General features: G+C 62.2%; 11 protein-coding genes and 1 pseudogene. 8 read left to right on the top strand and 4 right to left on the bottom strand.

The annotated features are described in order from the left end of the window. Window positions 1-2 precede the first annotated feature (2 nt). A complete protein-coding gene (locus tag K323_RS0113135; RefSeq protein WP_022885742.1) occupies window positions 3-1,196 on the bottom strand; it encodes a M20 family metallopeptidase in 1,194 nt (397 codons plus the stop codon). Between the two features lie 117 nt (window positions 1,197-1,313). Between K323_RS0113135 and K323_RS0113130 the strand changes: the two genes are divergently transcribed. Beyond that, window positions 1,314-2,501, top strand: a complete 1,188-nt coding sequence (locus tag K323_RS0113130) for a threonine synthase (protein WP_084697291.1) — start codon at window positions 1,314-1,316, stop codon at window positions 2,499-2,501. A gap of 37 nt (window positions 2,502-2,538) precedes the next feature. Here the strand turns inward: K323_RS0113130 and K323_RS0113125 are convergent, their stop codons facing one another. After that, window positions 2,539-3,270, bottom strand: coding sequence for a GntR family transcriptional regulator (locus K323_RS0113125; protein ID WP_022885740.1), 732 nt, complete (start codon window positions 3,268-3,270; stop codon window positions 2,539-2,541). Window positions 3,271-3,493: 223 nt separating this feature from the next. On the opposite strand from K323_RS0113125, the gene K323_RS25960 reads away from it, so the two are divergent. From K323_RS25960 to K323_RS0113090, 6 genes are all read left to right on the top strand, one after another. Then, window positions 3,494-4,801 carry an ABC transporter substrate-binding protein gene (locus tag K323_RS25960; protein WP_033373105.1) on the top strand — a complete coding sequence of 436 codons (1,308 nt, stop codon included), beginning with the start codon at window positions 3,494-3,496 and terminating at the stop codon, window positions 4,799-4,801. A gap of 146 nt (window positions 4,802-4,947) precedes the next feature. Then, window positions 4,948-5,757, top strand: a complete 810-nt coding sequence (locus tag K323_RS0113110; RefSeq protein WP_157509435.1) for a carbohydrate ABC transporter permease — start codon at window positions 4,948-4,950, stop codon at window positions 5,755-5,757. After that, window positions 5,757-6,626: a carbohydrate ABC transporter permease gene (locus tag K323_RS0113105; protein ID WP_022885737.1), complete on the top strand. Its 870-nt coding sequence runs from the start codon at window positions 5,757-5,759 to the stop codon at window positions 6,624-6,626. The genes K323_RS0113110 and K323_RS0113105 overlap by 1 nt, the downstream gene beginning before the upstream one ends. Further along, window positions 6,623-7,378 (top strand): sugar isomerase domain-containing protein, encoded by a 756-nt coding sequence (locus K323_RS0113100; RefSeq protein ID WP_022885736.1) that lies wholly within the window; start codon window positions 6,623-6,625, stop codon window positions 7,376-7,378. Before K323_RS0113105 ends, K323_RS0113100 begins: the two co-directional genes overlap by 4 nt. Window positions 7,379-7,448: 70 nt before the next feature. Beyond that, on the top strand, window positions 7,449-8,393 hold the full coding sequence (locus K323_RS0113095; protein ID WP_022885735.1) for a sugar phosphate isomerase/epimerase family protein: 945 nt from the start codon (window positions 7,449-7,451) through the stop codon (window positions 8,391-8,393). Between the two features lie 3 nt (window positions 8,394-8,396). Then, on the top strand, window positions 8,397-9,842 hold the full coding sequence (locus tag K323_RS0113090; protein WP_022885734.1) for a xylulokinase: 1,446 nt from the start codon (window positions 8,397-8,399) through the stop codon (window positions 9,840-9,842). 84 nt (window positions 9,843-9,926) lie between these two features. Here the strand turns inward: K323_RS0113090 and K323_RS30475 are convergent, their stop codons facing one another. Next, a complete protein-coding gene (locus K323_RS30475; protein ID WP_022885733.1) occupies window positions 9,927-10,427 on the bottom strand; it encodes a hypothetical protein in 501 nt (166 codons plus the stop codon). Between the two features lie 107 nt (window positions 10,428-10,534). On the opposite strand from K323_RS30475, the pseudogene K323_RS29825 reads away from it, so the two are divergent. Continuing rightward, window positions 10,535-10,996 (top strand): annotated as a pseudogene (locus K323_RS29825) (UDP binding domain-containing protein). 269 nt (window positions 10,997-11,265) lie between these two features. On the opposite strand, the gene K323_RS0113070 reads toward K323_RS29825, so the two are convergent. Next, window positions 11,266-12,468: an IS4 family transposase gene (locus K323_RS0113070; protein WP_026851627.1), complete on the bottom strand. Its 1,203-nt coding sequence runs from the start codon at window positions 12,466-12,468 to the stop codon at window positions 11,266-11,268. Between the last annotated feature and the right edge of the window lie 41 nt (window positions 12,469-12,509).

Genomic DNA, 12,509 nt, shown 5'->3' with positions numbered 1-12,509 from the left:
GCTTACCTGCTTTCCGCTTGATCGAAATACGAACCGAAGAGTGCTTCGTAGAGATCGGTCGCTTCGGAGAGCTGTCTGACCCCGACCTTCTCGTTCGCTCCGTGCGCCACGCTTATCCACCCGGGCCCGAGGCTGGTCACGGTGGGGATATTGCCTTCGCCCATAAAGTACGTCGCGTCAGTTCCTCCGGGGAAAGCTCCGAATGGTATCTCTCTGCCCAATACCGACTTTGCGGCGGACTGGGCAGCACGAGCAACGGGGCTCGTTGGTGAAAGCTCCACCGCCGGCATCCAGCCCTGTCCGCTTTCCAGGTATCGGATACGGTAATTGATTCCCGGGCCTAGTGTGGAACGCACGAGGTCGTCGACTTCCCCGTGCAACGTAGCCTGTGACATGCCGGGGACGAGCCTCACCTCCATGCTCACGCGGCAATGACCAGGCCACGTGCCAAAGCTCACCCCGCCGCTGACGAAGATGCCGGGATTAACCGTGGGTGAGCAGAGGACCTCGCCCGGCGCATCCACTGTGGGTGTGAAGTTCTCGAAAGCGTGTAGGAGATCTGCCACCAATAGCGTCGCGTTACGACCGAGGGACGTCGACAAACCACTGTGCCCTTGAGTGGTCATGACCTCGATATCGAAGCAGCAGATTCCTCGAGAGACCAGATAGATGGCCTGCCACGGGTCGGTGATCCCGCTTGGCTCGCCGATGACGATCGCGTCGATCGGGGGCAACAGACCCGAAGCGCAGAGCGCCTTCGCACCGGCATCCGACCCCTGCTCTTCATCGGCGGTGAGCACCAGCGACACCACCCCTGAGCCCTGGGAGTCGTCGCGGGCAGCGAACCGCTCGAGCGCCAGCATCATCGCGGCGACGCCGCCCTTCATATCGGTCGCGCCAAGCCCGAATGCGTCGTCTCCGACCACCGTGAGCTCAAGCGGCGGCGTGTGCCACTCCGACAGTGCGTCGCCGATCGGCTTGGTGTCGAGATGCCCGGAGAGACCGAGGTGACCATTGCTGCCGCGATCAACAGTGACGATCAGGTTTGGCCGACCACTGATCGGCTCGAGGATCTGCGACTCGAAACCGCGTTCGCGAGCCCAGGCATCGACATACTGCACGATCCGGGGTTCGAATGGACCGGGGTTCTGGGAGTCGACGGCGACCAGTTCCCTGGTGAGGGTAAGCACATCCACGCGGGCTCCTTGCTGCTGGGAGAGCCGCAATCACGGGGTAAATCTTGGCTCCTGTGAGAATCGAGTGTAGCTTTCAGAAGGGCATTCCACAATTGAACCCTCGAGAGGTGGGCACTAGTGACGTCATCTGAGTCAGGCGAAGACGCCCGCGCGAAGGGTGGTCGGCGCCCGTATCTGTTCGCTTGCGCGCAATGCCAGGCAACGACGGCGGAGTTCCGCTACGAGTGCCGGCTGTGCGGCGGGCCGCTGGTGCTGCAACCTGAACGGCTGCACGACGTTCGGGTCGAGCCGTCGCATCGCGGCATATGGCGTTATCGCGGTATCTTGCCCCTTACCCACTCTGAAGTGTCCCTCGGCGAAGGGGATACCCCGTTGGTCGTCCTCGATTCATCGCTGACCCATGGCCGGAGGGAGGTATATGCGAAGCTCGAGTCCCTTAATCCGACTCTCTCATTCAAAGACCGGGCGATGGCGCTCGGAGCATCGATGGCGAGCGACCTTGGACTCCGTGGCCTCGTCGTCGCGTCAACGGGAAACGCGGCCGTGGCCGCCTCCGCTTATGCGGCCGCTGCCGGTCTGGAGTGCAGCGTCATTGTCGGGACAGAGTCGAACGCGACAAAGAAGCTCGACGCGTGTCGCAGTTTTGGCGCGATAGTCGAGGAGGTGCCAGGTGACTATAGTGCAGCCTACGGAATCGCCCGATCCCGAGAGAACGACGGCTGGATGAATGTGTCCACCACATACCGCAATCCCCTGCTCGCAGAGGCATACCGGTCGATCGCGTTCGAATTGATCGATGAACTCGGCGATAGCCCGGTGGCAGTCATCGTGCCGATTGGCGCTGGACCACTCCTGCGAGGGATCGAGCGTGGCTTCCAGGACGCGGTGGACGTGGGGATCACGCGCGCGATTCCGAAGCTGGTCGGTGTGCAAGCGGCCAGGGTCGCCCCGATTTACCACGAGTGGTTGCGACGGCACGGTGGTGACATGGCACCGACGCCCAGAACGACCGACCCGACCATCGCGACTGCGATCGCCGACCGGCTGACTGGGTACGAGTCGCATGGAGACGTCACGATCTCGGCCGTCGAACGTAGCCTGGGCCGCATCGTCGCGGTTGGTGAGGAGTCGATCGTTGACAGCACTCGCCGCCTGGCAGCGGTAGGCATGTGGGTGGAACCATCTGCGGCGACCGGGGTGGCCGCGCTGCCACAAGTGGTCGATAACGAGGGTGTGAGTGGTGGCCCCATCGTGGTCATGCTCACGGGTCACGGCGCCAAGGCGCAGCCTCTACCAGCCTCCTAGTCGCGCGCGGCGCGCCCGGTCGATGCTGAGATTCCGGCTAATTGGTGGATGAGCGCGCTTCGCCTGCATGATGTACTCGACTGATGTTGGTATGCACTTCATATCGATCGAATCGGTAGCGCGAGCGCACATGCTGCATGGGACGCCCGAGGTTGTCAAAGAAAGTGTCGACGATCTCGAGGGCCGGCGAACCCTGGGGTAATTCGAGCAAAGTGCATTCACGGTCCGGCGCCACGACGGCGCGGACGATGCGCTGGGTCGAGTTCGGAACAGTTCCGTGGCTGGCCAGGGCCTCGTGAACGGAACCCGAGAGGTCGGTCCCGAGGAGCGCGGGAGAAAGGTGCGACGGAAAGAGGCTCACCTCGTAGCACATCGGCTCGCTGTCGGCATAACGGAGCCGCTCAACCAGGACCGCCTGCTCGTTCGGTCGAAGGCCGAGGATTGTGATGGTCTCGAGATCGGGCGTCACATTCTCATTCCGCATGACCTTCGACGACGGCGTGAAGCCGCGTCGGTGCATGTCCTCGGTGAATGATGTCAGCGTTGGTCCCATGGAGACCGTCGGGCGGCTGACATAGGTGCCACTGCCGGGTGCTTTCTTGACCCAACCCTCGTCGGCCAAGCCGGCGAGCGAATGCCGAACGGTCATCACGCTCACGTCGAATTCCTCGGCCAAAACACGCTCGGGAGATAGGCGTGCGCCAATGGGCAGGTTGGCGCTCCGGGTCCGCAGTTCGTTGAGAATCTCAACGTACTTGGGTTCGCTCATGTGCGCTCCTCGTTCTTCATCAGCATGCTGCCTTCACTCGTTCGCTTCAGAAACAGTTCGTTGCGGCTTCGAAACACCATCGTTATAGATCAAAACACATATTGATCTAGATTGGTTGTGCTATTCTCGCTCCAACGTTATCTCCCATCTGCTCGGCTCTTTGGCTTGAGACCCGTGCATACACACACGAGAGCGGCGTTGTCAATCACAGAGAGGTGTACAAATGCGATCTAAAGCAATTATGGCTGCAGCGTTAACGGTTGCAGCAGCGCTCGCCCTGGGTGCGTGTTCCAGCCCCGCGGCAGACTCAGGCGACGATAAGGAAATCGTGCTCTGGCACATGGAGGGCACGCCGAACCGGGTGGCGGCCTTCGAAGCCATGGCGGACAAGTACAACGAAACCGACCCGGAGTACACGGTCACCGTGCAGGTGCAGGACTGGGATCAGGTCTACAGCAAGATCGCTGCTGCCGCTCAGTCGGGCAAGCAGCCGGACATCCTGTTCGCGATTCCCGACTTTGCCACCTACGTGAGAGGGATCGGCCTCGGTCAGCCTGTGACGGATGTTGTGGATGCGCTTGACGAGGAATACGGTCTCATCGATGCCGCCAAGGCTCCATACCTGGATGAAGACGACTACTGGGCGGTGCCGCTCTATGGCATGGTGCAGATGCTCTGGTATCGCGCGGACATGCTCGCCGCGGCAGGCATCGAGCCCCCGCAGACGTGGAGTGAACTGCGTGCCGCGGCCGAGGCGCTCACCACGGATGGCACCAGCGGGATCGCCCTTCCCGCCGGCAAGAACCTCGCGACCGACCAGGTGCTCTACAGCCTGATGATCACCGGCGGTGCGGCCGACTTCTTCACCGAGGACGGCGAGGTCAACCTGGACACACCTGAAACTGTAGCGGCCTTCGACCTCTACAAGGAGCTCCTGAAGTTCTCGCCGACCGACTCGGCCAGCTACGCGTGGGGCGAGCCACAGGCCGCCTTCAACAGCGGGGCCGCAGCGATGTCGATTGAAAAGGGTCAGTACCTGGCACCGTTTGCTGAGGAGTCCGGACAAGACCCATCGCAGTTGGGTTGCGCGCCGATCCCCGTCGCAGACCAGGGTGGTGAGCCGGGCAGTATCTATTACTCGAACGGGGCCATGGTGCTCAGCGACGACGAAGCGAAGGAAGCGGCTGCAGGCGAGTTCCTCAGCTGGCTGATCGAGCCCGAGAACTACGGTGACTTCCTGAACGCCGAGCCCGGCTTGTTCCTTCCGGTCACCACTGACGGAGCGAATCTCGAGCAATGGCGTTCGAACGAGACCGTCAGCACCTACGCCACCTGTGTCGATGCCATGCTCGAGCAGTCTGCGTCCGGTGAACTGTTCGGCTTCGTCGACGGCCAATACATCGACAGCATCGGTGAGATCTCCGGTCAGAACTTCCTGGCGCAGGCGATCCAGCAGATGTACGTCAACGGAATGAGTGCTGAAGAAGCTGCTGCCTGGGCGCAGGAACAGATGCAGATGGCGATCAGCTAATAGTGTCCAACTCGGTAACGAGCCGCCCGGCGGCGCTGGCGAACTCTCGCCAGCGCCGCCCGGGTGCGGCCGCCCCTTCCGCCCGACGGCAGCCGCTCTCCGAGCGTCTACTCGGTTACGGGTTGATCGCCCCCATCGTGATTGTGATGGCGGTCGTAATTGTCTTCCCCGTCGTCAACGCGGTAGTCACCAGCTTCCAGGACCAACGCGTCATCGGCAGTCCATCGGACTTCGTCGGATTCGACACCTACGCGAAGATCCTCGGTGACAATGCCTTCTGGGAAGCGCTTGGTCGTTCCGGCATCTGGCTCGTCGCGAACATGGCGGTGCAGACGGTCCTCGCCTTCGCGACGGCGTTGCTCCTGCAGCGCCGCGGTTGGTGGTCGCGCACCGCCCGTACCTGGATCGTTCTGCCGTGGGTGATTCCGACGGTGGCAGTCGCCGTCATCTGGCAGTGGCTCTTGAACAGCAACTATGGAATCGTTCACCAGTTGCTCGGCGGGATCGGCATTGACATCGGATCGCCTTTTGGTGATTCGGCCGTCGCGTTCTTCGCCGTCATCCTGGTGAACAGCTGGCACTGGTTTCCGCTGAGTGCGGTCGTGATCTATGGAGCATTGTCCACCGTGCCCGGTGAAGTGCTCGAGGCTGCGAAAGTGGACGGCGCGGGAGCCTGGCGTACTTTCTGGGCAGTCACCTTCCCGATCCTTGCCCCGGTGTTGTTCGCGCTCGGTCTGGTCGGTTCCCTATGGTCATTCAACGTGCTGGACACCATCTATCTGATCACCGGCGGTGGACCCGTCGACTCGACGACCACCATGCCGGTGTACGTGTATGACACCGCCTTCAGCGCGTTCCGCTCCAGCCAAGCTGCCGCGGCGAGTGTGCTGACCGTCATCGTGCTCGCAGCCGCAGCGCTTCTCTTTGTGCGCTTCGCACGGCCGAAGGAGGACTAATGACCACCGTTGCAACAGCGCGGCAAACCAGAAAACGAGGCGCGAAAGGACGCGGCCTCGCAGCAGTGCCCCGGATCGTATCCATGGTGGTGTTGACGGTTCTGGTGCTTGGGCCGCTGTACTGGGTCACGATCTCAGCATTCAAGGGTCGCGAAGAAATCATTCGTTCTGTGCCGACCTTCTGGCCCGAGACGTTCACCCTCTCGAACTTCGAGCAGCTCTTCACGTCGACCGAATACCCCGTCTTCCTCACGAACAGTCTCATCGTCGGGGTCGCGACCACCATTGTGACCGTCGTGATCTCCCTGGCAGCCGCGTATGGGCTGTACCGCCTCAAAGTGCCGGGAAGCGGAAAGATTGCCGGCATCGTGTTGCTGTCATACATGATCCCCGGCACGCTGCTGATAGTTCCGCTGTACAGGACCTTGTCCGGTCTCGGGCTCATCGACAGCTATGCGGGACTGGTGCTCGTCAATGTTGCGTTCACCGCGCCATTCTGTACCTGGCTGCTCCGGGGGTTCATCCTTGCGGTTCCACGTGACATCGACGAGGCGGCGGCGATCGACGGAGCTGGGCCGACACGCACAATGCTGCAGATCGTGCTACCGCTGCTGGTGCCTGGTATCGCAACCGTCTCGGTCTATGCGTTCGTATTCTCATGGACAGAATTCGTCTTCGCTTCGCAATTCATCGTGAGCGACTCGCTGCAGACCCTACCGATCGGTTTGAGCGCGATCATCGGCCAGTACACCGTCAACTGGGGACTGGTGATGGCCGGAACCCTCTTCACTCTGCTTCCGACCGTCGTGCTCTTCATTTTCGTCGGGCGCTATTTCGTCGGTGGCCTCATCGCAGGAGCTACAAAATGACCCAAGGAGCGTCGGAACTCACGTCGGCCTCACGGAGTTATCTCGACCAGGTCGAGGGCCTTCTCGCTGCGGCGGTTATAGGTTCTGAATCTGTGATTGCCGAGGCTGGAACGCTCATCGCCGATCGCTTCGATCGCGACGGGATTCTGTTCGTTTTCGGCAGCGGTCATTCGCATGTGTTCGCCGAGGAGGCGTTTTATCGCGCCGGCGGTGCGGCACGCATCAGTCCGATCCTCCAACCCGAGTACATGCTGCACCTGAATGCCCGACGCAGTACCGAGCTGGAACGGGAATCGGGCCTTGCTGCCGACCTGCTTGACCGGTACCCGATCTCACCCAAGGCGGACGTTTTACTAGTGGTTTCCAATTCCGGGGCGAACGCGTTGCCTGTGGAAGTTGCTTCGACGGCTCGAGAGCGAGGCATCCCGGTCATTGCAATAACATCCGTGGCGTATGCGACCGCCTCGCTGAGTTCCGGGGCGCGGCTGCACCAGGTCGCCGACATCGTGCTCGACAACCAATGCCCGCCCGGTGATGCTCTGGTGCGCTTGCGCGACGATCTGCCCAAGGTGGGTCCGGGATCGAGTGTTGTCGGCCTGGCCCTGCTCAACGCGATCATTGTTGAGGCGCTCGCCCGGCAGGTCTCACGCGGGCACACGCCCGATATTTACCTGAGCGCGGGTATGCCCGACGCGGCTCAGCACAACACGGAAACCGCCGATCGATTCAGTCAGAGGATTCCGCACCTGTAACGGTCCGTACCTGCACACCCTCACGGGTGCGCAAGCTTGCCACCATGATTCAACGAGAGAGGATGTAGTAATGAAGCTGAGTTTTGAAGTTTGGCCGAACATGCCCTGGGGACGCCTCGAAGCGGCAGGTCCCGCGTGGAATTCCTGGGGCGACGAGACGTCGGCGGCGACCGTCGCCAGGGTTGCCGATTATGGCTACGACGGCGTCGACTTCCTGCTCGGGCACCTGATGAACGGGCCCTCGGGTGAATACGACCAGCGCCTCGTTGACACCAAGGCTGCGGCAGAGTCCGCAGGCATCGGCATCGGTTACGTCGCAAATCACACGACGTTCGTCAGCCCTCGCGAGTATGACCGCGAACGAGGAATCGAGAGCTTCAAGAAAGCTCTCGACGCGGCGAAGGCGCTCGGCGCGGATGCCGCGTGTACACTCCTGGGCGATGGGTACTACGACCCGCCCCTCAACGTGTTGATGACGCGGAAGGAAGCCTGGCGCCAGGCCAAGGAAGCCATCACAGAGGTATGCGACTACGCCTCGAAACTCGACCTGAACGTCAGTATCGAGCTGCTGCAGGGCACCATCCTGAACAAGGTCGAGAGCGTTGAACGCATGTTCGATGAGATCGGCGCCGCCAACCTGCGGATGACGATGGATACCGGCGCCTTCTATGTCGCGGTCAAGCCGTTCATGAGCGTTCCCACCGCAATCAAGCGTTTGGCGAACCACATTGACATCGTCCAGATCAAAGACGAGGTCGGCCTGCCAACGATCGTGCAGACCAACCACATCTGGTTCGGTGGCGGGCTGGTGGACTTCCGGGAGACCTTCGATTCCCTGACCGAGATCGGCTTTGACGGATACGTGAGTGTTGAGTGGGAGGGTTGGCAGGTCGGCGGCAACATTGGCGTCGGCGAGCCTGCCGGCGTCGGACTCGCCAACTTCGACCGGGTTGCGGAAGAATCACTCGAGTTCCTCCGCGAGTACGGTTTCACGACCGCACGAGAGCGTGCATGACGCATGACAGCTGACCCGCAGGCGGTGTTGATCGGCATCGACGTGGGCACTACGGGGGTCAAAGTCATCGGCTTCGAGCCCCAGTCGGCGATTATCGTCGCTTCTGCCGGACGAGAGTATCCGTCTTCATCTACTTCTGTGGGAGGCCATGAGCAGGACCCAGGAGATTGGTGGCGCGCGGTTGTCAGCTGCCTGAGAGAGGTCATAGGCAGCCTTCCCGGGCGCACCATCACGGGGGTCGGGCTTTCCGGCCACATGCATTCGCTTCTGCTTCTCGATGAGAACGGCGATCCGGTTCGTCCTGCTATGACGTGGGCTGACCGGCGAATCAACGAAGACACCCGTCGTCTCGCGGGAAATGGTTCCTTCCTCGCGCTCGGCGCGAATGATGTCGTCGACGCCTTCACGGCTCCCAAACTCGCTTGGCTCTCGCGCACGAGTCCGGAGGCATTGGGTCGCGCTACAAGGCTTGTCCTCGCCAAGGACTATATCGGCTACCGACTTACGGGTGAGTATGCAACCGACGAGACGGATGCGATCGGAACGCTTCTCTACGATGTCACCACCTCGGCGTGGAGTCCTGAGCTGTTCGCAGCCGCAGGGGCATCCATCGACCTTGCGCCGCGCGTTTTGCGCTCGACGCAGTTGCGGGGGACGGTCAGTGTTGCGGCCATGGTGGAAACCGGTTTACCGAGTGGCACGCCGGTGATGGCTGGGGCGGGAGACGTCTCGGCCGCGGTCGTCGGCGCCGGCGTGGTGAAATCAGGTCAGATCTGCCTGAACGTCGGCACGGCAGCACAGGTCATGGGAATGATGGAGCAGCCGGTTCCTGGCGCAGGCTTTGTCTTCGGTTCGGCCCTCGGGGGTGGGTTTGTGTCGATGGCATCGGTCTATGCGGCCGGCGCCAGCGTTCGCTGGGCCGAACGAGCGGTGCTCGGCGGAGGAGACATCAACGTTCTCGCCGGTCAGTCCGCACCGGGTTCGCAGGGGCTGACCTATCTGCCGTTCATGTTCGGGACGGCTGTGCCCCGCAAGAACGACAGCGTTCGTGCGGCCTACCTGGGGCAGACCGAGCGTCACGGCAGACCGGAGTTCGCTTCAGCAGTGCTCGAAGGTGTCGCCTTTGCGTGCGCCGATGCGATCGCTGCGGTCGCGGAGGCTTCTGGAGCGCCCCAAGAAGTGCGAGTCGTCGGCGGAGTCGCCAACTCGTCTCGGTGGCGAGAGGTGCTGGCCAGCGTGATCGATGCAGATCTGCTGCATGTGCCCGAGGGAGGATCGGCTCTCGGCGCCGTCATACTCGCCGGCCTCGGTACCGGTGTTTACGTCGACCCCGCCGACGCCAGGGAACACCTGCGAACGGTTCGTGTGCCGCGCCCCGCAGGCACGGTGGTTGCGGACTACCGTGAAGCGCTCGAGCGGTACAGGTTGTGGTGCGACAAGTTACTCTGATTTGGTGAATCAGTCGGCCGGACAGCTTCGTGCCATCTGCTCGCGCAGAGAGCTGAACCCGGAGCGCGTGCATGCGCACCGGGTTCAGGATTGCGGCGATTGTCGGGTGCGTACCCGGCGTCGCACGAGCACGAGCACTGCACCGGCAGCCAGCGCGAGAAGGGTGATGAGAATGCTCGACCCTGTTGATACGCCGGTCACAGCCAGATCGTCGCCGTTCGTCCTGTCGTTCGAATTGTCGTCACCGTCATCCGGGGTTCCGGGCGTGTCTGCACCGACCACGGTGAACGCCAGTAATGCAGAGCTGTCGCGACCCGCGGCATCCGTCACCGACACCGACAGGGCGTAACGACCAGCGGACGATTCGCCGTGGATCGACTCGTCGTTCAGCGTGGCGATGGTGCTAGCCGCTCCCGAGCCGGTATCTGCCGTCGACCACGAGACGATCGCCTCGGCACCTTCATCGAGGCTGTCGCCGTCGATGACGCCCTCGAACGCGATGGTCGGTGCGGCCAGGTCGATCAGAACAGTGGTGGTGTCGGCGGCGAGTCGAGCGCTGATCTCACCCGACGCGGTCGGCAGCACCTGGCGCGTCTCGTCCTTAATGCTGGCGTTGGGTTCGGGGTGGGTGTCTGCCCAAGGGCATCCGTGCGTTCACTGCTCGGGTCTAGGAGTTGGGCCGTGGGGAGTCAGTGGCCTTCCTCACGGCGGTTGACGCGATCAACCTGCGCCGACGCCAGCGCGTTGTCGACCTCGTGGTGACTGCACTCGACGGCCAGCTTTACAGCTCACGGGTCGCGGTTCTGGGTTTGAGTTTCAAGCCGCACTCCGATGACGTGCGCGATTCGCCGGCGCTCGACGTGGCGGTGCAGTTGTATGGGTTGGGTGCGTCGGTTGTGGCGACGGACCCGTAGGGGATCTCGAACGCGCGGTTGCGTCACCCGCAGCTGGAGTACACGGCGTCGATCGAGGACGCGTTGCGGGATGTGTCCGTCGTGGTGCTGGTCACTGAGTGGCCGGAGTTCAAGGAGATCGACCCGGTGTGGGCGCGAACACTGGTGAAGACCCCGACGATCATTGATGCGCGGAACACGCTTGACCCCGTTGCCTGGCGGGCTGCCGGGTGGACGTATGTGGGGCTTGGGCGGCCGTAACTACAACGGGCTGGGACTTTGGCGTCTCAACGATAAGGTGATCATCAACGACCGACCTAAAGGCAATACCGTTCAATTAGATCATTACAGCTTGTTCGGGAGTCCGATCCGGTTGGGGCCATTCGCGGTGACGTAATCGTTTGACGTGCCATTTGGTGTACTTGCGTTTGACGACGCGGGGGTTTGACCTGGGTCGGCGTCGGGGTAGCAGGCGGCGTACGAGTTCACGGATGGCGTGGCACCAGAGCAGTTCGACGGGGTCAGTTACGTCAGGGGGGAAAAGCTCCCTGCTGGGCGATGGACCGGCGGGAGATGCGGAGGGCTGCGACGAACGATATCCGGTCGGGGTCACGGCCTGCTTGAAGGGCGGCGTCGAGCATGAGACTGCGGATGGCGTAGTGGCAGCAGAGGTGCCCCCAGATCTCCTGGAGGACAAGGTCAGGGGATTTGGAGCGCAGCACGGCGCGTGGACCGCGCTGGTGGGTCTTCAACTCATCGAACGCCGACTCGATCTCCCACCGCTGCGCATAAGCAGCAGCCAACTCGATCGCGGGCACTTCAGTGTGGTCCAGGATCGTCGTGACCAACCGGAACGGGCCTGCCGGTTCGCGTCCGTCCTTGATGGTGTATTCGATTACTCTGACTGTCACCGGATGACGGCGCTTACGGTCCTTGACCGAATGGAACACCTCTGCCAGATACGATCCGTCGGGAAGGTCCTCGATGGACTCCAACCTGAGGGTGTCCGTAACCCGCCAACACAAGTCCGCCCCCGTCCTGACTGCCTTTTGCCACGCGTCGAAACTGTAGAACCCGCGATCTGCCAAACACAGCATCCCCTCCTCAAGACTGTCGAGGAGTCCGGTCGTGAGCTTGTTCTCCGACGTCGTATACGGGCCGATCACCGCATCGAATATTGCGTGGGTTCCACACTCGGCTAACGCCACCACCCGGGCCTGCGGGAACGCCGACTTCTCGCCCTTGGCCACGCCGGGACGGCCGAAGAACGCATCATTGGTGGGCGTGTCGGCCAAGTCCAAGCAGGTTCCATCTACAGCTACCAAACGCCGCCCGGCCAACCAGCAACCGGGCGCACCTTCGGCCGCCAACGGCACCGCGACCCGGGCGAACAGCTTCTCCATCGGCTCCGCGCCAAGCCGGTCACGGGCATGGGAGATCGCGGCCTTGTTCGCCAACTTCGGTGACTCCTCGGACCGCTCCGCCCACGCCAACCCATCCGAGATCAGCGCCAACACGTCCTCATAAGACCCATCCGAGTGCAGCGCCATCCCCATCGCAAAATACGCCACCGACCTCGCCGGCAACGAACGACGCCGCTGCTCAGTCCGGCCGCACTCCGCGATCACCGCATCGACAACATCCGGAGGGAACACCTTCGTCAACACACCAACGGACACCAGATCCGACAACCGACGATCCGACTCGGGCTTTCTCCAACCAGTACGAGGCATACCCGCAAACTACACCAAAAACCCCTAATTGAACGGTATTG

Source organism: Glaciibacter superstes DSM 21135 (assembly GCF_000421145.1).
Taxonomy (GTDB): domain Bacteria; phylum Actinomycetota; class Actinomycetes; order Actinomycetales; family Microbacteriaceae; genus Cryobacterium; species Cryobacterium superstes.
This window is presented reverse-complemented; position numbering and strand designations above follow the sequence as displayed.